Source organism: Streptomyces sp. VNUA24 (assembly GCF_029167005.1).
GTDB lineage: Bacteria > Actinomycetota > Actinomycetes > Streptomycetales > Streptomycetaceae > Streptomyces > Streptomyces scabiei.
In genome coordinates, this window is the sequence record NZ_CP119143.1 from 3,040,596 (window position 1) to 3,060,629 (window position 20,034).

A 20,034-nucleotide genomic window follows, 5' to 3' on the forward strand; every position below is an offset into this window, starting at 1 on the left:
GGGCGCGACCCGACAGGCTCCCGGGGCACGTCCCCGGGAACACACAGGGGGCGCCGCGAACCTGCCACGAGCGGTTCGCGGCGCCCCCTCTCCATGCCCGATGTCAGCCGGCCACGGTGCCGAAGCGGATGTCGTGGACGGTGCTGTCGGGGTGGGCGCCGCCCGCGTCCTCGCGCAGGGTCGTGAGCGTGCGCTCCGCCTCCGTCACCAGGTCGGCCCGCTGCTGCCGGGTGAGCGGGCCGAACGGTTCGAGGGTGAGGGCGCCGTCGCCGAGCTTCCAGAGGCCGGCCAGGAATCCGTCGACGAGGAAGGTGCGATGGGCCTGGTTCCCCTGCCAGGAACGGCCCTTGAGGTCCGGCGGGACCACCCGGGAGCGGTCGGCGTGGGAGAGGAGCAGGTTGTCGAACTCGGGGAGGAGCCGGGGCGGCGCCGGCGTCTCCGGGTCGGGGCGGGGCGCGTCGGGAAGGTCGAACAGCTCGGTGCCGCGGTCGTCGCGCAGGACGAGCAGCTCGGGGCGCAGCCGCTCGAACGCCTCGCGCAGGCGGGTCACTCCGGCCCATGCCTGCATGTCCTTGACGGAGGCGGGTCCGAAGGCGGCGAGATAGCGCCGGACGACGGTCTCCGGGGCGGGGGCCTCCTCGGCCGGGCGGCCGAGCCAGTGCTCGGCGGTGGTCAGGGCGACCTGCCCGCTCCTGCCCCACAGACCGCGCGGGGTGACCTGCACGAGCGGCAGCCGGCAGCGGGCGGCCAGACCGAGGGCGAACGGGTCGGCGTCGGGCCACTCCACGATCAGTGCCTCGCGCAACTGCTTGAGGGTGCGCGGCTGCTCCTCGACGAGTTCCCGCGCGATCGTCTCCAGCCGTTCGAGGTCGACCCCGGCCAGCCCCTTGCGGAACATGTTCAGCTCCCGCTCCCGGGCCGGCTGCACCAGCGGCCGCAGGCCGAGGCAGTCGTCTGCGGTGTGCGTGTGGATCGTGGACCGCATGGTGACGATGCGTACGACCTCCCGGTCGGCCATCAGCGCCGACAACTGCTCGGGCGCGAAGCCGTCCAGCCGGGCGGCGAGGGCGTAGTACGGCGGCCGTACGTTCTGTGCCTGGAGCCCGAGGAGGTGGGTGATGGCGGCGTGCGCGGACAGGGGCTCCCGGCGCAGCAGGAGCTGGCGGGCCAGGGTCGCGCGGTTGAGCGCGCGGGTGCCGATCCGGGGGGCGGTCTGGGTCGCCTTGTTCGTCATGCTGTGCACGCTAGCGGGGGTTGCGGACAGGTTCTGTCCGCGATGGTCCGCGACGCGGCCGATGCTTCCGATGGGCCCGAGACGCCGTCGCCGAACTGCCTGGGCGCCCCGGAGCACCCCTGCCCGGCCCCCGACCGGCCCTCACCGCCCCGCGCCGCCCCTCGCCGCCCCTCGCCGCCCCTCGCCGCCCCCGGGCCGTTTGCCCCGTATATCCTGCTCGGTGATCGCACAGTCGTACGTGTACGCGCACCTCGGGAGGCATCCGCGATGGCCGATCGACGCGCACGCCCGGCCCCCGGGAGTGCCGGTTCCGCCCGGAGGGGCGACCGGAAGTCCGGCTGGCGCCGCGCCCTGCCCCCTCCGACGACACCACCCGTCCCGCCCGCGTCCCGGACCCGCGAACCGGCGGAGGGGGCCCCGGCCGAGCGGGCGGCCAGCGTGGTGGAGGCGGCCCTGTACCAGGACGGCGTGCGCGTCTCCTCCCCCGCCACGCTGGCCGACACCTACCGCGAGCTGCGGGAGGCGCCGGCCGGGATGGCGTGGATCGGGCTCGCGCGCCCGACCGAGGGGGAACTGCTTTCCCTGGCTGCCGAGTTCGACCTCCACCCGCTCGCCGTGGAGGACGCGATGGAGGCCCATCAGCGCCCCAAGCTGGAGCGCTACGGCGACACCCTCTTCGTCGTCCTGCGCGCCGCCCGCTACCTGGACGCCTCCGAGGAGGTCGACTTCGGCGAGCTGCACGTCTTCGTGGGCCCGGACTTCGTCATCACGGTCCGGCACGGCGCGGCACCGGACCTGTCGGCCGTCCGCCGCCGCATGGAGGAGACCCCGGAACTGCTGAGGCTCGGCCCCGAGGCGGTCCTCTACGCCATCCTCGACGCGGTGGTCGACGGGTACGCGCCCGTCGTCGCCGGGGTGCAGAACGACGTCGACGAGATCGAGACGGAGGTCTTCCGCGGCGACCCGGCGGTCTCCCGGCGCATCTACGAACTCTCCCGCGAGATGGTCGAGTTCCAGCGCGCCACCCGCCCCCTGGTCGGCATGCTCCACGGCCTCATGGCCGGCTTCACCAAGTACGAAACGGACGACGAACTCCAGCGCTACCTCCGCGACGTCGCCGACCACGTCACCCACACCAGCGAACGCGTCGACGGCTTCCGCCAGGCCCTCACCGAGATCCTCACGGTGAACGCCACCCTCGTCACGCAGCAACAGAACGCGGAGATGCGGGCGTTGGCGGAGGCGGGCTTCGAACAGAACGAGGAGATCAAGAAGATCTCGTCGTGGGCGGCGATTCTCTTCGCCCCGACGCTGGTCGGGACGATCTACGGGATGAACTTCAGGCACATGCCCGAGTTGCGCTGGGTCTTCGGCTACCCCTTCGCGATCGTTCTGATGGCGGTCGTCTGCACCAGTCTGTACGTCATCTTCAAACGGCGGGACTGGCTCTGAACCGTCGCCGGGAAGTCGGCTCTTGAGGGCTTTTCTCTTGCGTGAGGTGGCCCTAGTTCCGATGACCTTCTTCTCCTCCGTCACGTCGCCGGAGTCGAATTCCACCAACGTCGCGGACACCGTGAGGTCCTGCGCGGGGCCGGAACAGAGCGGCTGCTGGACAGTTACCATCCGCAGGCCCGGGGGCCCGAAGACGTACTTCCCGCTGCCGCTGTCCGGGAACTTGATCACGAGCTGCGGATTCGTGCCCGCTATCAGCTGGACCGTGCCGAAGACCTCGTCCTCCGCTTCCTGACGGATCTGCTCCGCCCTGCCGATCCGGTCGGAAGAGTTCCGGGTCGGCCGAACGCCCTTCCTCCGCCCATCCGTCTCCGCCCCGGCACCATGTCCTGTGCGGCAATGCCCGATACGGGAGCGGCTCGCCGCCGGTGCGCGCCCGTCAAGGGCGTCACCGTGGTCCCCGGCGACACGGGCACGGCGGGGCGAGCTGCCGCAGCGTCAGGTCGGTGACCGGTGTGCGGTCGCCGTTGCGGGACTCAGCCGGCGCTCTCCCCCGTCACCCAGTCGTGGATCAGGCGGATCGTGCGTTCCGTTCGTTCTTCGTGCAGGTAGTGCCCGGTGTGCGGCCAGTGCTCCACGCGGGAGCCGGGCACGTGCAGGGTGCCGCGTTCCCATGCGGCGGCCTCCGCGGACGTCCACACGGTCAGGGCCCGCTGGGAGCGGCGGCGCAGGTGGGCCTCGCTGTGCGGGCGGACGCCGACGGCGCCGGGGTCGGTGTACATGCCCGCGTAGCTCTGGGCGATGACGTGGTCGGGGGTGCCCAGCATGGTGCGGACGTGCGCGGTGCGCAGACCGGGCCGGGCCTGCGGGGAGAACGCCCCGGCCACGAAGGCGGCGGCGGCGCGGGCGCCGTGTTCCTCGTACGCGGCGAGCCGGTCGGGCATCCGGTCGACCTCCTCGCCGTGCGCCCCGTGGGCCGGGTCCAGAGCGACGACCGACCGGACGTGGTGCGGATGGCGGACGGCGAGCAGGTTGACGACCTGGCCGCCCATGGAGTGGCCCACGGCGGTCACCGGCCCGGTGACCATGGTGTCGATCAGTGCCGCGAGGTCGTCGGCCATCTCCTGCGGGGTGTTGCCCAGGTCCGGGACCTCGGAGCGGCCGTGACCGCGCAGGTCGGGGACCAGGACGCGGAAGCCGTCGCTCAGCGCCTCGGCGTGCGGTGACCACTCCCGTCCGTCGCCGCCCCAGCCGTGGACCAGGAGCAGCGCGGGCGCGTCGGCCGGGCCGAGGGCGGTGCGGAACAGGCGGATGCGGCCGAGGTCGAGGAGGGTCATCGGCCGCCGTCCGGTACGGGTCGGTAGGTGGCACGGGTGAAGTCCGCGTGGACGCCGGCTCCGTCGAGGTCCTGCACCCACAGCCCCACCATCGCGCCGGTGAAGCCGAGGACCCTCAGCTGTCCGTCGTGGAACTCGTCGGCGTGCTCGTCCGACAGGACGGTGGCGTCGAGGCACGGTCCCAGCGGCTGGAGACCGCCGGAGCCTGTGTCGTAGGAGAAGTGCAGGTCGGGGCCGTCGAACTCGGCCCGCAACAGGACGGGGCGGCCCGATGCGAGGGGGACCCGGGACGGGTGCGCGGTCGGCTTTCCGGCCTCGCAGCTCAGGGCCCGGAGCACCGGGGAGCCGTCGTCCTCGGCGGTGACGTACAGGTAGTGCCAGTTGCGGGTGTTGTAGTACGCGGTCAGTCCGGCGAGGTGGTCGGGGGTGCGGGGCGCGAAGGTCACCTCGGTCTCGAAGACGCACTGTCGGGCGGTGACGCGGCGGGCGACCAGGCTGGGGGTGCGACGGCCCGCCGGTGACTGGCCGCCCCGGATGCGCAGCCGCCCGGGGGCGGGTTCGACCCAGTCGGGGCCGGCCGGGCGGCGCAGGGTGGACCAGTCGGGGCCCAGCGTCCCGAACCGGTCCGTGGGGGACCGCTCCGGCGCGGGGGCGGACGGCAGACCGGGCGCGGGCACGGTCACGGCCGGGACCGCGCCCGCGATGCGGGGCCAGCCGTCCTCGGTCCAGGTCACCGGCTGCAGCGCGGTCTCCCGGCCCAGTACGCAGCGTCCGCGCTCGCCGTAGGGGCGGGCGGTGATGTGTGCCGCGTACCACTGGCCCTTCTGCGTTCGGACCAGGGAGCAGTGGCCGGCCTTCTGGAGCTCCAGCTTCGGGTCGTGCCGGGAGGTGAGCAGGGGCCCGGCGGGGTCGGGTTCGTAGGGGCCGAGGAGGTCGCGGGAGCGGGCCACGGCCGCCCCGTGTGCGTAGCCGGTGCCGCCCTCGGCGTGCACGAGGTAGTACCAGCCGTCCCGGTGGTAGAGGTGCGGGCCCTCGGCGACCCCGGCGGGGGTGCCCACGGAGATCGTCCGGACCTCGCCGCGCAGGGACCGGGTCGTGCGGTCGTACTCCTGGAGTTCGATGCCCGCGAAGGACTCGTGCCCGGGCCTCCAGTCGTAGCGCATGTTCAGCAGCCAGCTGCGGCCGTCGCCCTCGTGGTCGTGGAAGAGGGAGACGTCGAAGCCGCGTCCGTGCAGCGGTACGGGGTCCGACCAGGGGCCCTCGACAGCGGGGGCGGTGGTGACGTAGTTGGGCAGGTCCTTCCAGCCCTCGGCGTAGGTGTCGACGACCGTGAAGACGAGGTGGAACAGGCCGTCCGCGTACGACAGTCCGGGGGCCCAGACGCCGCCGGAGTCCGGTACGCCGGCGAGGTCGAGCAGGCGCCTGCTGTCCAGGACGCCGCCCAGGGGACGCCAGTCGACCAGGTCCCGGGAGTGGTGGAGGCGTACCCCGGGGTACCACTCGAAGGTGGACGTGGCGATGTAGAAGTCGTCGCCGACCCGCAGGATCGCCGGGTCGGGTTCGAAGCCGCGCAGGACGGGGTTGTGGATCACGCGTACCTCACTTGAGGCTGCCCATGAGGATGCCGCTGCGCCAGTACCTCTGCAGCGAGAACATGAAGACCGCGAGCGGCACGATGGACAGCAGGGATCCGGTCAGGACGAGGGTGTTCATGTCCCGGGCGTTCTGGGCCTGCTGGAGCCAGGAGTACAGGCCCAGGCTGACCGGGAAGGTCCGCTCTCCGGTGAGCATGAACAGCGGCAGGAAGAAGTTGTTCCAGATGTCGATGAAGACGAGCATGAAGATGGTGATGCCGCCGGTCCGCATCAGCCGCAGCGCCACCGTCCAGAAGATCCTGAACTCGCCCGCGCCGTCGATGCGGGCGGCCTCCATCAGCTCGGTGGGCACGGAGCTGTCCGCGTACACCTTCCCCAGGTAGACCGCGAAGGGGTTGATGAAGTACGGGACGAGGATCGACCAGATGGTGTCGGTCAGGCCGATCTTCGCGAAGACGAGGTAGAGCGGGAACGCCAGCAGGGTGCTCGGCAGCAGCGAGGCGCCCACGATGACCGCGAAGAGCGCGCCCCGGCCCCGGAACTCGAACTTCGACATCGCGTACCCGGCGGCCAGCGAGACGAGCGTGCAGCCCGCCGCGCCCAGGGTGGAGTACAGGATCGAGTTGCCCATCCAGCGGGTGAAGACCCCGTCGTGGTAGGTCCAGATGTCCTTGAGGTTGCCGCCCAGGTGGTTGTCGGAGAACCAAAGGCCGAAGGTGGAGTAGAGGTCGGTCTGGTTCTTGGTCGCGGAGACGACCAGGAACCAGGTGGGGGCGAGCGAGTAGAGCAGGAAGAGGACCAGCAGGCCGGTGGTCAGGGCCACCGCCCGGCGGGTGGGGCGCACCGCGCCGCCGTCGACGATGCTGCTCATGACATCTTCCTGTTCGTGACGCGGTAGAAGACGAAGGCGATGATCCCGGTGACCACGGCCAGGATCAGCGACTCGGCGGCGGCGTACTGGTAGTTGCCGGTCCTGAACGCCTTGTCGTAGATCTCCATCATCGGAGTGAAGTCGGTGTTGATCGACTCCGGCGCGACCTGGCGGAGCAGCAGCGGCTCGGCGAACAGCTGCAGCCGGCCGATCAGGGAGAACATGCCCGTCAGGACCAGGATCCCGGTGATGTTGGGGATCTTGATGGACCAGGCGATCCGCCACTCCCGCGCCCCGTCCAGGCGGGCCGCCTCGTAGAGCTCGCGCGGCAGTGCCTGGAGCGCGGCGGAGATCAGGATCATGTTGAAGCCGACACCCTGCCAGGTGAGCAGGTTGCCCAGCGAGAGATAGGTGTTGAGGCCGCCGAAGAAGTCGATGTCCGTGCCCGCGCCGTGGGCCATGTCGATGAGCGGGGAGCCGGTCGGGCTGTAGAGGAACAGCCACATCACGGTGGACACCACGGCGGGTACGACGTACGGGATGAGCAGCGCCGCCCGGAAGAAGCGCACCGCGCGGGCGGCCACCCCGTCCAGCAGCAGGGCGAGCAGCAGGGACAGCCCGAGCATGACGGTGAGCTGGACGGTGCCGAAGGCCAGGGTGCGCAGCATGCTGGTCCAGAAGGCGGTGTCGCCCAGGACCGAGGAGAAGTTGGCGAAGCCGGTGAAGACGACCCGCGTCGGGCCGAAGCCGAGACCGCTGCCCTTCTTCTCGTACAGGCTCTGGCTGAAGGCGTAGCCGATCGGTACGACATAGGTGGCCAGGAAGCCCAGCAGGAAGGGCAGTGCGAAGAGCAGCCCCTTGCGGGCTCCCCTTCGCCCGGGCCGGCGGGGGGAGGGCCGCCGGCCCGGGGAGTCGGTGGCGACCCGCGCGGGTCGCGTCAGGGTGGACACGGGTGTCTCCAGACGTGGTGCCTACGGGACGGGTCAGCTTCCGGCGACGGCCTTGATGCCCTTGGACTTCAGGTCGTCCAGGGTCCACTTCTGCAGCGAGGCCAGCATGTCCTTCACCTTCAGCTCCCCCTTCATGACCCGGCCCCACTGCTTCTGCATCTCGGAGTACATGGGGGCGTAGTTCGGGCCGTACTGCCACTGGTCGCCGACCCGGGAGGCGGCCGTGGTGATCACCTTCGCGCTGTCGGACCTCCCGTTGAACATCTCGGTGGGGATGATCTTGTCCACGTACGGCGAGACGTCCTTGACCGCCGGGAAGAGGCCCGACTTGGAGGCCGGGTCGGTGAGCGTCGTCAGCGACTCCTTGCTGCTGGACAGCCAGGCGGCGAACTCGGCGGCGCGGTCCGGGTACTTGCAGCCCTTCAGGACGGCGGTGGTGTCGAAGTTGCTGGACGTGCGCGGCTGGGCGGTGTCGAAGACGGGGGCGTCGGAGAGTTCCCACTTGCCCTTCGACTTGGGGAAGTTGGTGTCGTAGATCGGCAGCTGCCAGGTGGAGGTGGTCATCGCGATCGTCCTGCCGAGGTCCCAGGTCTTGAAGACGCCCGGGTCGGCGTAGGAGGCGCTGGAGGCCAGGCCGTCGTCCACGAGCCGCTGCACGACGTCACCGGCCTTCAGGGCGTCGGGCGAGGTGAAGTCGATGACCCAGTGGTCGCCGTCGACCTTGTACCACTGGGCACCGGCCTGCCAGGACAGGTCGACCAGGGTGCTCGGGTCCTCGCCGGCCATGTTGAAGATCTTGACGTTCTTGTTCTCGCTCTGCGCCTTCTTACCGGCGGCGATCAGGTCGTCCCAGGTCTTCGGGGCCTCGATCCCGTACTTCTCGAAGAGGTCGGCGCGGTAGGCGGTGAACAGCGGTGAGGAGCCCATCGGGATGCCGAACGTGGTGCCGCCGGGGCTGACCGCGTTCCACGCGGGGACGGTGTACGCGCCCTTGTACCGGGCCGCCGGCTTCGTGATGTCGGTCAGCAGCCCGTCGGCGGCGAAGCTCGCCAGGTTCATGCCGTCCATCTTGGACAGACAGGGCGCGGTGCCCGCGTTCACCGCGGCCCGCAGCTTCTGGTAGACGGTGTCGCCGGCCGCGTTGACGAACTTGACCTGGGTGTCGGGGTGCTCCTTGTTCCACACCTCGGTCTGGGCCTCGATGCCTTCGGTCCAGCTCCAGAACTCCAGCGTGACCTTGCCCTTGGTGGTCTTGGCCGCGGAGTCGGAGCCGTCGCCGCCCCCGCACGCGGCGAGCAGCAGGGACAGGGAGGCCACGGCGGCGGCCGAGGCGAGGGCTCTGGTACGGAACTGGGACATCGGTCCTCCACGCAGGGAACTGGACGGCGCTCGCTGTGGGGGTGCCGGCGCGGTCAGAGATGAGACGGGACAGGGAATCCGCATCCACTGTCCGAGAAAAGTAACCGTTTGCTGTCGTGGACCGTAGGCCCCGGGCGACGCAGGCACAAGAGGGTGGATTGAGATTGTTTCACCAATCTTGCCGAGCCGTTACTTCAACAGCCGCCTGACCTCGCAGATTATCAAGCCTTCACACTCTCCGTGATCGCATGCGTCGCCCAGGTTACCGTCATCGGCGTATTGACCGGCCCCTCGACGTCTCCGTAGCGTGGAATACGTTTACTGAACCGCACTGTCCGGTTCGCTCCCCTTCATCGCCATGCAGGAGCGTCATGCCCACCTCACCGCCGCCCGTCGCCGTGTTCGCGATGAACCCCGTGCATCTGCCCGAGCTCTTCCCCCCGCCCCTGATGGCCCGGCTGCGGGAGCTGGCGACGGTCGACCCGGGCCTCGTCGTACGGGACTTCGCCGAGCCGACCGCGGCCCGGGCGCTGGCCACCGCCGACGTGCTGATCACCGGCTGGGGCTGCCCGCACCTCGGCGCCGCGGTGCTGGACGCCGCCCCCCGGCTGCGGGCCGTCCTGCACACCGGCGGAAGCGTGCGCAGCATGGTCGGGGACGCGTTCTGGGACCGCGGCCTCACCCTCTCCAGCGCCGTCGCCGCCAACGCCCTCCCGGTCGCGGAGTACACGCTGGCCGCCATCCTGCTCGCCGGCAAGGACGCCTTCGGGCTCCGCGAACGCTTCCGCGCCGAGCACGCGTACCCCGCCCCCGGCGCGTACGCCGCGGTCGGCAACCTCGGCCGCCGGGTCGGTGTCGTCGGCGCCTCCCGGGTGGGCCGCCGCCTGCTGGAACTGCTGCGCCCCTTCGATCTGCGGGTCGGCCTGTACGACCCGTACGTCCCCGAGGCCGGGGCCCGCGCGCTCGGCGCCGAACCGCTGCCGCTCGACGAGCTGCTGCGCACCAGCGACATCGTCAGTGTGCACGCGCCCGACATCCCGGAGACGTACCGGATGCTCAGCCGCGAGCGGCTCGCCCTGATGCCCGACGGCGCTGTCCTGATCAACACCGCGCGCGGCAACCTCGTCGACTCCGACGCGCTCACCGACGAACTCGTCTCCGGCCGGCTCAGTGCCGTGCTCGACGTCACGGAGCCCGAACCGCTGCCCGCCGGCTCCCCGCTCTACCGGCTGCCCAACGTCTTCCTCACCCCGCACATCGCCGGCTCCCTCGGCAACGAACTGGCCCGCCTCGGCCGTACGGCCGTGGAGGAGCTGGAGCGCCTCACGGCCGGTCTCGCACCCGCGCACGCGGTCCGCCGCGCCGAACTCGCCATCAGCGCCTGAGCCCGTCTCTCTCCCTCCCTCCCCTCGCAGAGGCTCCCCGGCTCCTCCCTCACCAGCCCCCGTCGCACGGCGCTCCGCCGCAGTCGATGCCCCGTCGACGCAGCGCGCCCGCACCGGGCGGCCACCCCGGGCGGCCACCACCCCGGGCGGCCGCAGCCGCACCCGAAAGGAATCCCCCGTGTCCGAAGCCCTTCAGCGCAGATCCCTGCTCAAAGCGGCGGCCGGCACCGCCGGCGCCCTCACCGTCGGCCAGCTCTGGCAGGCCGCCCCCGCCGACGCGCTGTCTCCGCCGGCGCTCCTCACCGACGCGGACGACGCGGAGCAGGCGCCGCGTGCCCTCGACACGCTCGTCCTCGGCGACAGCACGTCCGAGACGGAGCACAGGCTGACGGCCACGCTCTCCGACGTCGTCACCGGCGGCCTCGGGCAGTCGGCCCGGGTCCTCAAGCCCAAGGACACCGCGGACTTCTGGGGCGGCACCCTGGCCGTGACCATGGCCTGCCGCCCCAAGGGCACCACCTACGTGACGATCAAACTGTGGGGCTCGGACGCGGGGGAGGACCTCGGCCGGCTGCAGCTGTTCGCCGAGGGCAAGCAGGTCGGCCACTACCACCTCGGAGCCGTCGACCCCCTCGACATCGCCGCCGACGACCCGCGCACCCCGGAACGGTTCTACTTCCACACCCTGCCGCTGCCGACCGACCTGACCCACGGCAAGCGCTCGGTCTCCCTGGAGATCCGCTCCATGGGCCGCATCTCCGGGTACGCGCAGTCCGCGGCCGACTACTACAAGCCCATGGCCCGCCCCAGCCGGGGCGTCTACCGGCTCTACACCCACCGGCAGCCGTACTTCCGGCTGGACCGCCACGACGTCACCGGCACCCTGCCCGGCTCCCGGCTGCGCCCCTCCCCGGGCAAGGAGGTCGTGGACGCCATCAACACCCGGGTGGTGGCCCAGGCCGCCGCCGAGGCGTCCCGGACCTCCCCGCAGCTCGACCCGTGGTACCTGGAGTTCCTGGCACGGGCCTACGCGATGCCGTCCACCGCCGCGTACCACGACAGCGCCGTCCCCCTGCAGATCACCAGCAGCCTGGACGCCCTGTACTGGAAGTACCTCGGCGACCGGACGGTGATGACCGACTCCGCCCAGCAGTGGATGGGACTGGGCCGCCTCGGCCTGGTCCTGCTGCTGCTCGGCGACACCTACGAGCCCCTGCTCGACGAGCCGGTCATCGGCTCCCCGGGCACCCTCACCAACGCCGGCTTCGAGTTCGGCACCACCTCCCCCACCGGCTGGCGCTCGGTGACCTGGTCGGGCAGCGGAACCGTCCGCCGCGACACCACCGTCTCGCGCGGCGGTACGGCCTCGGCGAAGGTGACCGTCCCCTTCTCGGGCACCGTGGGCCTCGCCCCGAGCGCCCGCGTCCCGCTGGAACAGGGCACCTACACCTACGGCGCCTGGATCAAGACCGACGGCGTCGCCACCAACGGCGCCTACCTCGACGTGCTCTTCTTCAACGCCTCCGGCGCCCTGGTCGGCGGCGACCACAAGTTCTACGCCTCGGCGGGCACCCACGACTGGGAGCACGTGACCGCACGCCTGGCCACCCCCGCCACCGCCACCCAGGCCGAGGTCCAGGTCCGCCTCGCGAGCGCGGGCACCGCCTGGTTCGACGACCTCACCCTCACCCCGCCCGCCACGGCGACCGCCAAGCCCGTGATCCGCCGCGACGCGTGGACGAAGATGCTGCGGGACAGCCGCGAGTACTGGCGGCAGAACTGGCCGCAGTACACCAACCAGGCCATCATCTGCGCCATCGGCCTCTACCTCGCCGACCGCGGCCTGAGCCTCCTCGGCTCGGCCGACGCGTGGGGCGAGACCAAGGCCCGCACCTACATCCACCAGTCCGTCGGCCTGACCCCCTGGCTCGGCGCCGAGAAGGCCGACGGCACCCCGACCGAGCCCCTGGGCGCCTCCTACTACCAGGTCACCAGGGCCGGCATCTCCAAGGAGCTCGGCTACGCCGGGAACTACGGCGAGCTGCAGGACTGGCTCGCGCTCGTGTACGACGCGGTCATCGGCGTCGGCGGCGTCGACGACGACGAGCTCCGCGCGCACCTGGTCAAGATGGTCAAGGCCCGCGCGGTCTTCCACCACCCGGCGCTGGACGCCGACGGCTACCGGACCATGCGCATCGAAGCCGTCATCGGCTGGCGCGACCCCGAGTACCCGGGGGTGATCGCCTACGACGAGGGCAGCAAGTGGGACGGCCACCCGATGCGGCTCGCCGCCCTGCTGAAGGACCCCGACATCACCGCGTACGCGCGGCAGTCCCTCACCGACAACCAGGTCTTCCACGTGCTCAAGGAGACCTACGACCTGGGAGCCACGTCCCGGACCAACCTCAACCTGCTGAGCACGGCCGACGACCACGCGTACGTCAGCGGTGCCGCGGACAACGGCACCCGGCTGCCCATGACCCCCGGGCAGCCCGGCTTCGTCTTCTCCGACGAGGAGAACGGCGTGGTCGCCGTCAAGCACGGCGACGAGATCCTCTACGTCTCGCTGTACTGGCGGGCCCGCTGGGGCGTCAACCGGCTCGCCCGCGTCCACCTCATCGACGCCGACGGCATCGAACGCTCGGCGACCGTGGCGCAGGACGTGAAGTACGTCCCCGACGGCCGCGCCGCGACCGAGCCCGACTGGGTCAACTTCGAGTTCGGCGTGGCCGACCTGAACCTCCCCGGCGGCGGCTTCCCGCCGCCCGGCGACACCTTGCACCAGGCGTTCGCCGGACAGGTGCTGCCCCTGGCCAAGGCACCCGACGACGTGCCGGACTCCCCGCTGGGCGTCGAGACCCCCTTCGCCGGGCGCGCCTCCTTCTACCGGTGCGCGTACGGCCCGTACCTGATCGGCATGAACACCACCGGCGACCGGAGCTACACGCTCTCCACCGAGGACTTCGGCGACTGCGTGAATCTCGTCAGCGGCGCGCACGTGGGTGACGGCGCCGAGCTGACCGTGAAGCCCGGCACCACGGTGGTGCTGCGCAGGCGCTGAGTACGTGCACGAGAAGGCGACAGAATGGGGTAAACGTTTACCGTTCCTGGACGGTGGTTTCCCGTACTCGGTCCTCGCAAGGGGGTTCGGATGCAGTAACGTCGGGTTGTGACGAGCGCGGGAAACAGTTCCTCGGACAGCGGACAGGCCAGACGGTCCAGGCGTGGGCCCAACGGCGCACAGGGCGGCGACCGGCCCAGCACGATTCGCGATGTGGCCACCCGGGCCGGTGTCTCGGTAGCAACCGTTTCCCGCACCCTCGCCGGCAACTACCCGGTGTCCGCCACCACGCGTGCCCGTGTCATGGCCGCCGTGGACTCGCTGCACTACGTGGTGAACGTGCACGCCAAGGCCCTCTCGGGGCGGGTGGCCGGTCCCATCGCCCTGGTCATCCAGGACATCACCGGCCCGTCGCTGGCCCATGTGGCGGCCGGAGTGGAACAGGAGGCGGCCGACCGCGGCAGGCTGAGCCTCGTCTGCGCCACGCACGGGGACGCGGCCCGCGAGGACGACCTCGTGCAGCTGATGCGCGAACAGCACGCGGGCGCGGTGGTGCTGGTGGGCGGCGCGGTGCAGGACGACGCGTACCGCGCGCGCATGGCCGGGTACGCCAGGGCCCTGGACGCCGCGGGGTCCCGCCTGGTGCTCGTCGGCCGGCCGCCGCTGCCCGACGGTCTTCCCGTCACGGTGATCGAGTACGACAACCGCGGGGGCGCCTTCCAGGCCGTGGACCACCTCCTCACCGCCGGACACCGACGCATTCTGTTCCTCGGCGGCGACCCGCTGCTGAGCACGGCCGAACGACGCCGCGAAGGGTGGCTGCACGCGCTGCGGGCCCACGGAGTGCCGCTCGCCGAGGAACTCGACATGCCCGGCCCCTACACCCGGGTTTCGGGCTACCAGAGGATCCGGGAGGCGCTCGCCGCCGGGCTGGACTTCACCGCGGTCTTCGCGGGCACGGACGTGGTGGCGACCGGCGCGCTGGCCGCGCTGCGGGAGGCCGGTCTCGACGTCCCCGGTGACGTGTCCCTGGTGGGCTTCGACGACGTCCCCTTCGCCGCCGACCTCAGTCCCGCCCTCACCACGGTCCGGGTCCCCTACGAGGACCTGGGACGCACGGCGGTCAGGCTGGCACTGGGCCGCGGAGAGCGTCTGACGGCCGATGACCACGTCGTGCTCAGCACACAGCTGGTGATACGGCAGTCGGTCCGCCGGCCGGGATGACGACGCCGGGCCGAGGCGGTCACGATCCCGAGGGGTCAAAAGGGTGGCGCTCGGACCTCGCCGCGCTGTGCCGTGGACGACCGGAGGGCGACGGGGCCGGCATGTGTCGTCGGACCGGCCTGGAACTCCCCGTGTCGCCGTTCGGTGGGTACCGTCTCGGCGTTCGTCGATAATCGGGGTGCCGGTGCCCGTGGCACTCGCCGTGTCCTGGCCGGAGCCGGCTCGCGTGTGGGCCGTCGGGGTCGTCACGGTCGACTGAGTGGGGTGCAAGTGATTCGGGTGCTTCTGGCCGACGACGAGGTGTTGATCCGCGCCGGGATCCGGTTCGTGCTCGAAGTCGCCGACGACATCGAGATCGTGGCCGAGGCGGACAACGGGGCCGACGCCGTCGAGCTCGCTCGCAGACACCTCGTCGACGTGGCGCTGCTGGACATCCGTATGCCCGGCGTCGACGGGCTGGCCGCGGCGGCCGGGATCGGGACGGTGGCCCCGCGGACCAGCGTGGTCATGCTGACCACGTTCGGCGAGGAGGAGTACGTCACCCGGGCGCTGCGCTGCGGCGCCGCGGGGTTCCTCCTCAAGGACACCCCGCCCGACGATCTGATCAGGGCGGTCCGGGTGGCGGCCGCCGGTGAACCCGTCCTCTCGCCCGGGGTCACCAGGCAGCTGATCGAACGCTGCGTCAGCCGTGACCCGGGCCAGGCCGACGAGGCGCGGCGCCGTGTCGCGGCCCTGACCGACCGCGAGCGTGACGTGCTGCTCCTGCTCCGCGAGGGTTCCTCCAACGCCGAGATCGGCAAGGCGCTGCTGATCAGCGAAGGCACGGCCAAGACGCACGTCAGCCGTATCCTCGCCGCCCTCGGCTGCGCCAACCGCGTCCAGGCGGCCATCCTGGCGCACGACGCCGGGATCCGTCCGCCGGACGGCCGCTCCTGAACCGTCTCGTCATCCGTCATCCGTCATCCGTCATCCGTCTCGTCATCCGTCTCGTCGGGCCATGCGGAGGGCCTGCCGGGGCGGAGCCGCCGGCCGTCGACCGTCGGCCGGGCCGATCGCGCTCGGGCTCCCTTGGTGCAGCGAAAGCCCGGCCGTGACGACCGGCCGGCCCCGGGCCCCGTCCAACACCCCCACGCTCACCCCGGACCTGGCCCGCCCGTGACTGAATCCGCGGGAGCCCGCTGCCCTTTGTAGGGCCCGACCGTGGCCGTACGCTGTCTCCCGGTCTTCCGGCAGGAGGGCCGGGAGCGGGCCGCGTCGCTCTCCCCCTCGACGTCGCGAAAGCGGTGCTGCCGTGAAGGTCCATCACCTCAACTGCGGGACCATGGTCCCGCCGCTCACCGGCGCGCTGGTCTGCCACGTCCTGCTCGTCGAGGCGCCGGGCGGGCTGGTGCTGGTGGACTCCGGGTTCGGGCTGCGCGACGTCGCCGATCCCCGGGGACGTCTGGGGCGGGACCGGCGGCTGCTCAGGCCCGTGCTGCGGGCCGAGGAGACGGCCGCGCGTCAGGTCGAGGCGCTCGGGTTCCGGCGTGACGACGTCCGGCACGTCGTCGTCACCCACTTCGACCTCGACCACATCGGAGGGCTGGCCGACTTCCCCGACGCGCAGGTGCACACGACCGCCGCCGAGGTACTGGGGTCCATGGTCTCCCCGTCCCGGCGGGAGCGGTCCCGGTACCGGCCGGTCCAGTGGGCCCACGGCCCGAAGATCGTCGAGCACACCCCGGACGGCGAGGCGTGGCGCGGCTTCGCCGCCGCCCGGGAACTCGACGCCGTCGCCCCGGGGATCGTCCTGATCTCCCTGCCGGGGCACACCAGGGGGCACGCCTGCGTCGCGGTGGACACCGGGTCCCGCTGGATCCTGCACGCCGGTGACGCCTTCTTCCACCGGGCCACGCTCGACGGTCGCCCGGCGCCGCGCACCCTCCGCACGGTGGAGGGTCTGCTGGCGGACGACCGGGGGCGGGTCCGCGACAACCACGCCCGGCTGGCCGAGCTGCACGGGCGCGACGACCCCGGGGTGTTCGTCGTGAACGCGCACGACCCCGTGCTGCTGGAGAGGGCGCGCGACGTCAGATCCAGCCGTCCAGGGACTTCATGAAGCCGTCGAAGTCGTCGCGGTGGATGGTGTGTCCCGCGCCGGCGACGGTACGGACCTCGAAGCCGGCCGCCCGGAGCCGGTCGGTGTCCTCGGCCCCGACCAGGAAGCTGGGGTCGGCGAGTTGGACCAGGGAGGGCACGGCGGGGCGCTCGGGGACGAAGCCGGTGAGCGGGCGGCCGCCGAGGAAGTGCGCGGAGGCCGCGTCCCAGGCGGCCAGCGTGGCCATCTCGATGTCGACGTCCTCGGCGTCCCAGCGCGGGTTGAGCGCGACGGTCTGCCCGCGGGTGGCGTGCTTGAAGGAGGCGAAGATCTCGGGGCCGATGTGCCGGGCGGGGTCGGCCGACGACCAGGCCGGGTCCGAGTAGACCGCGCGCAGGGGCCGCAGCCGCTCCACGGCGAGGGACAGGGTGAGCCCGCCCAGGGAGTGGCCGAGGGCCAGGTCCGCCTGCCGGGGCAGCGTGTCGACGAGGTCGTCGGCGAAGAGTTCCGGGCTGTACTCACCGCGCGGCGAGGTGCCGTGGCCGCGCAGGTCGACGGCGATCACCCGGTAGCCGCGTTCCACGAGCGCCGGGGCCACCCGCCGCCAGGTACGGGAGTCGGACATGATGCCGTGCACGAGCAGGGCCGTCCGGTCGCCTGTGCCCCATTGGCGGGTGTGGAGCAGCACGTCAACCCTTTCGTCCGTCGTCGCCCCAGGCTAGCGCCATCGGCGGCTTGCGATGCTCAAAAGCTTTACGGACAAGCCCTGTCGGGCCGCCGACCGAGCCTTGTTGGGCCGTCGACACAGTGCGGTGACCGCGGGCGGACGCGGTCAGGCGGCGTCGGGGACCGTGGTGCCGAGGGCGGTGCGCAGGGCGTCGGCCATCAGGGCTATGGCCTCCTTGCCCGCCGGCACCGGACCGGTGTGGGTGAAGTAGTGGTCGACGCCCTCGAACAGGCGGTGGGTGACCGGGACGCCCGCGTCCGCGAGGGCCCTCGCGTAGGCGTCGCCCTCGTCGCGCAGCCGGTCGTTCTCGGCGGTGATGACCAGGGCGGGCGGCAGTCCGGCGAGGTCGTCGGCGAGTCCGGGCGAGACCAGGGGGTCGGCGCGGTCGGCCGGGTCGGGGACGTACGCGGCGGTGAAGATCCGCATGAGCTGGGGGCTGAGCAGCGGCTTGGCGATGCGGGACCGCTTGGTGGCCGGGTCGGCGACCTGGTCCAGCGGTGCGGAGTCGATGATCTGCAGGCGCGGGGTGAAGGTGCCCCGGTCGCGGGCCGTACGGCAGATCCCGGCGGTCAGGTTGGCTCCCGCGCTGTGTCCGCCCACGGCGAGCCGGGAGCCGTCCCAGCCGTGCGCCGGGCCGTTCTCGGCGACCCACGCGGTGACGTCGTACGCCTGGGTGACGGCGGTGGGGAAGGTCCGCCGGGGCGCGACGGCGTAGTCCACGTTGACGACCACGCACCCGGCCGTGGCGGCTATGAAGCGGCAGATGTGGTCGTCCTGCTCGGGGCGGGCCACGACGAAGCCGCCGCCGTGGAAGTTGACGTACACGGGGGCCGGGCCGGCGGTGTCGGCCGGCGGGCGGTAGACGGTGCAGTCGACCGGTCCGGCGCCGGTCTCCACCCGGAGGGATTCCGTCCGCTTCGGGACGTCGGTGAAGCGCAGGTCCTTGTGGACCCGGGTCATGACGCCGCTGAGCAGCAGCTGGATCCCTCTGGCCTGGATTCTGGCACTGAACGGCATGATCGGCCCCGCCCATCCCTACAACGTTGAATTAACAGGATTCCTGTTGATGGGATGATGGCCGCTGATTCTGTTTCGCGCAATGGTCGAGGGGCGGCGAAGGGCGGGGCGGGACGAACGCGGAGGCGGAGGGGCGGCGCGGGGAGCGGGCGTCAGCTCTCCGCGGGGGTGGGGCCGGGGTCGGGGGCGAGGAGCACGAAGTCCGCGCCGGAGGGGTCCTGACAGACGGCGAGCCGGCCGACGCCCTCCATGTCCGCGGGCCCCATCTGCAGAGTGCCGCCGTGTCCGGTGACGGCCGCGACGGCGGCGTCGCAGTCCGTGACGGCGAAGACGGGGTGCCAGTAGGGCCGTCCGCCCGTCAGCCCGAGGTCCTCCGGGCGGAGTTGCATCACGCCGCCGTGCATCCGCTCCTCCGGGAGCCCGGCGGGCCTGACGAGGTGGTACGTGCCCGAGCCGCCCGGCAGGGGCATGTCGCCGAACTGCCAGTCGAGCACGCCGCCGTAGAACTCCTTCGCGGCCGCGGCGTCGGTCGTGTACAGCTCGGTCCAGCACAGGGAGCCCGCCTCGTCGGCCAGCTCGAAACCGGCGTTGGTGCCCGGCTGCCAGACGGCGAACTGGCCGCCGAGGGGGTCGCTGAACTGCGCCATCCGCCCCCATTCGCCGAGGTCCCTCGGCGCCACCCGCACCGTGCCGCCCGCCCGCTCCACGGCCTGGGTCGTGGCGTCCGCGTCGGTGACGGTGTAGTAGATCATCCAGGCCGGGCGGGCGCCCTGCTCGGTGAGTCGGCCGAGCCCGGCGACGACCTTGCCGTCCTTGCGGAACATGCCCCCTTCGCCTTCCATGCCCTCGTCCGCCTCGCCGCCGCCCATGGGCTCGTACTCCCAGCCGAGCACGGATCGGTAGAAGGCCGCGGCGGCCGGTACGTCGGGAACGCCGAGGTCGAGCCAGCAGGGGGAGCCGGGCATGAGGTCGGTGGTGATCACGGGATGCCCCTTCGCGTTCGCGGATCCGGTGATCTCAGCCTGACACCCGCCCCGCACGACCGCGCGTCGGCGGCGGGGCGCGGTGCGAAGCCCCTACGAGGCGTCCAGGTCGTCGGCGAAGTGGCGGAAGCCGTGCCGGTCTCGGTGCAGGCCCCACAGGGTGTCGGCGAGGACGGCAGGGTCCTTCCTGGGGTGCCCGGCGACGATCGCGCCCGGCACGACCAGCTGGGCGACATGGATGCCCTCCCCCGCCAGGGCGTCGTGCAGCAGATGGCCGTACGCGCTCTCCGCGGCGAACGCGACGGACGTGCCGGCCCGGTCGGGGTGCGGGACCACGGACGTGCCGCCGTTGACGAGGAGGACGGTGCCGCGGCCGAGGCCGCGCATGCCGGGCAGCACGTGCCGGACCGCGGCGACCGGGCCGTAGAGGGAGAACTCGATCGGGCCGACCAGGTCGGCGGGGCTCGTCTCCAGCACCGGCCGCATGAAGTCCGGGTGCGGGAGCGGGCTGTACTGCAGGACCTCGATCGGCCCGAGGGCCGTGTGCGCCGCGTCGAGCGCGGCGGTCAGGGCGTCCGGGTCGCGCACGTCCGCGGCGAAACCCCGGGCCGTGACGCCCTGGCCGGCCAGGTCCGCGGCGAGTGCCCTCGTCCGCTCGGCGTCGCGGGCGACGAGCGCCACGGCGAACCCCTCCCGGCCGAAGCGACGGGCGACGGCCGCGCCGAGACCCGGCCCGGCTCCGATGACGGCGATGGTGCTCAT

General features: G+C 72.0%; 16 protein-coding genes. 6 read left to right on the forward strand and 10 right to left on the reverse strand.

Going from position 1 to position 20,034, the window contains the following annotated elements:
- Window positions 1-103: 103 nt before the first annotated feature.
- Complete coding sequence (locus PYR72_RS12730; protein ID WP_275455446.1) at window positions 104-1,234, reverse strand: winged helix DNA-binding domain-containing protein; 1,131 nt, start codon at window positions 1,232-1,234, stop codon at window positions 104-106.
- A 267-nt stretch (window positions 1,235-1,501) separates the two neighbouring features.
- On the opposite strand from PYR72_RS12730, the gene PYR72_RS12735 reads away from it, so the two are divergent.
- A complete protein-coding gene (locus PYR72_RS12735) occupies window positions 1,502-2,686 on the forward strand; it encodes a magnesium and cobalt transport protein CorA (protein WP_275455447.1) in 1,185 nt (394 codons plus the stop codon).
- A gap of 536 nt (window positions 2,687-3,222) precedes the next feature.
- Here the strand turns inward: PYR72_RS12735 and PYR72_RS12740 are convergent.
- Genes PYR72_RS12740 through PYR72_RS12760 form a run of 5 tightly spaced genes read right to left on the reverse strand, consistent with a single transcriptional unit; the run spans window position 3,223 to window position 8,798 of the window.
- Entirely contained in the window at window positions 3,223-4,023 is an 801-nt protein-coding gene (locus tag PYR72_RS12740; RefSeq protein WP_275455448.1) for an alpha/beta hydrolase, read from the reverse strand.
- Window positions 4,020-5,615 carry a glycoside hydrolase family 43 protein gene (locus PYR72_RS12745; protein ID WP_275455449.1) on the reverse strand — a complete coding sequence of 532 codons (1,596 nt, stop codon included), beginning with the start codon at window positions 5,613-5,615 and terminating at the stop codon, window positions 4,020-4,022. Before PYR72_RS12745 ends, PYR72_RS12740 begins: the two co-directional genes overlap by 4 nt.
- A 7-nt stretch (window positions 5,616-5,622) precedes the next feature.
- Window positions 5,623-6,489, reverse strand: a complete 867-nt coding sequence (locus tag PYR72_RS12750) for a carbohydrate ABC transporter permease (protein ID WP_275455450.1) — start codon at window positions 6,487-6,489, stop codon at window positions 5,623-5,625.
- Complete coding sequence (locus tag PYR72_RS12755) at window positions 6,486-7,439, reverse strand: sugar ABC transporter permease (RefSeq protein ID WP_275455451.1); 954 nt, start codon at window positions 7,437-7,439, stop codon at window positions 6,486-6,488. Before PYR72_RS12755 ends, PYR72_RS12750 begins: the two co-directional genes overlap by 4 nt.
- 33 nt (window positions 7,440-7,472) lie before the next feature.
- Window positions 7,473-8,798: an extracellular solute-binding protein gene (locus tag PYR72_RS12760; RefSeq protein WP_275455452.1), complete on the reverse strand. Its 1,326-nt coding sequence runs from the start codon at window positions 8,796-8,798 to the stop codon at window positions 7,473-7,475.
- A 371-nt stretch (window positions 8,799-9,169) separates the two neighbouring features.
- On the opposite strand from PYR72_RS12760, the gene PYR72_RS12765 reads away from it, so the two are divergent.
- The 5 genes from PYR72_RS12765 (at window position 9,170) to PYR72_RS12785 (ending at window position 16,566) form a co-directional block, all read left to right on the forward strand.
- The gene (locus tag PYR72_RS12765; RefSeq protein WP_275455453.1) at window positions 9,170-10,183 is read left to right on the forward strand and encodes a hydroxyacid dehydrogenase; all 1,014 of its coding nucleotides are present in this window, start codon (window positions 9,170-9,172) and stop codon (window positions 10,181-10,183) included.
- Window positions 10,184-10,361: 178 nt separating this feature from the next.
- Window positions 10,362-13,244, forward strand: a complete 2,883-nt coding sequence (locus PYR72_RS12770) for a Tat pathway signal protein (RefSeq protein WP_275455454.1) — start codon at window positions 10,362-10,364, stop codon at window positions 13,242-13,244.
- 213 nt (window positions 13,245-13,457) lie between these two features.
- The gene (locus tag PYR72_RS12775) at window positions 13,458-14,468 is read left to right on the forward strand and encodes a LacI family DNA-binding transcriptional regulator (protein ID WP_275455455.1); all 1,011 of its coding nucleotides are present in this window, start codon (window positions 13,458-13,460) and stop codon (window positions 14,466-14,468) included.
- 270 nt (window positions 14,469-14,738) lie between these two features.
- Window positions 14,739-15,404: a response regulator transcription factor gene (locus PYR72_RS12780; protein ID WP_275455456.1), complete on the forward strand. Its 666-nt coding sequence runs from the start codon at window positions 14,739-14,741 to the stop codon at window positions 15,402-15,404.
- A 355-nt stretch (window positions 15,405-15,759) separates the two neighbouring features.
- Window positions 15,760-16,566: an MBL fold metallo-hydrolase gene (locus tag PYR72_RS12785; protein WP_275455457.1), complete on the forward strand. Its 807-nt coding sequence runs from the start codon at window positions 15,760-15,762 to the stop codon at window positions 16,564-16,566.
- On the opposite strand, the gene PYR72_RS12790 is transcribed toward PYR72_RS12785, so the two are convergent.
- The 4 genes from PYR72_RS12790 to PYR72_RS12805 form a co-directional block, all read right to left on the reverse strand.
- The gene (locus tag PYR72_RS12790) at window positions 16,538-17,233 is read right to left on the reverse strand and encodes an alpha/beta hydrolase (RefSeq protein ID WP_275455458.1); all 696 of its coding nucleotides are present in this window, start codon (window positions 17,231-17,233) and stop codon (window positions 16,538-16,540) included. The two genes, PYR72_RS12785 and PYR72_RS12790, sit on opposite strands and share 29 nt — an antisense overlap.
- Window positions 17,234-17,377: 144 nt before the next feature.
- A complete protein-coding gene (locus tag PYR72_RS12795; protein WP_275455459.1) occupies window positions 17,378-18,289 on the reverse strand; it encodes an alpha/beta hydrolase in 912 nt (303 codons plus the stop codon).
- 152 nt (window positions 18,290-18,441) lie between these two features.
- Window positions 18,442-19,272 (reverse strand): VOC family protein, encoded by an 831-nt coding sequence (locus PYR72_RS12800; RefSeq protein ID WP_275455460.1) that lies wholly within the window; start codon window positions 19,270-19,272, stop codon window positions 18,442-18,444.
- Window positions 19,273-19,365: 93 nt separating this feature from the next.
- Window positions 19,366-20,034: an SDR family NAD(P)-dependent oxidoreductase gene (locus PYR72_RS12805; protein ID WP_275455461.1), complete on the reverse strand. Its 669-nt coding sequence runs from the start codon at window positions 20,032-20,034 to the stop codon at window positions 19,366-19,368.

What these genes read in the sequence shown, in the direction of transcription:
- PYR72_RS12730 (WP_275455446.1), bottom strand. Translation starts at nt 1,234, where the DNA reads ATGACGAACAAGGCGACCCAGACCGCCCCCCGGATCGGCACCCGCGCG.
- PYR72_RS12735 (WP_275455447.1), top strand. Translation starts at nt 1,502, where the DNA reads ATGGCCGATCGACGCGCACGCCCGGCCCCCGGGAGTGCCGGTTCCGCC.
- PYR72_RS12740 (WP_275455448.1), bottom strand. Translation starts at nt 4,023, where the DNA reads ATGACCCTCCTCGACCTCGGCCGCATCCGCCTGTTCCGCACCGCCCTC.
- PYR72_RS12750 (WP_275455450.1), bottom strand. Translation starts at nt 6,489, where the DNA reads ATGAGCAGCATCGTCGACGGCGGCGCGGTGCGCCCCACCCGCCGGGCG.
- PYR72_RS12760 (WP_275455452.1), bottom strand. Translation starts at nt 8,798, where the DNA reads ATGTCCCAGTTCCGTACCAGAGCCCTCGCCTCGGCCGCCGCCGTGGCC.
- PYR72_RS12765 (WP_275455453.1), top strand. Translation starts at nt 9,170, where the DNA reads ATGCCCACCTCACCGCCGCCCGTCGCCGTGTTCGCGATGAACCCCGTG.
- PYR72_RS12795 (WP_275455459.1), bottom strand. Translation starts at nt 18,289, where the DNA reads ATGCCGTTCAGTGCCAGAATCCAGGCCAGAGGGATCCAGCTGCTGCTC.
- PYR72_RS12805 (WP_275455461.1), bottom strand. Translation starts at nt 20,034, where the DNA reads ATGAGCACCATCGCCGTCATCGGAGCCGGGCCGGGTCTCGGCGCGGCC.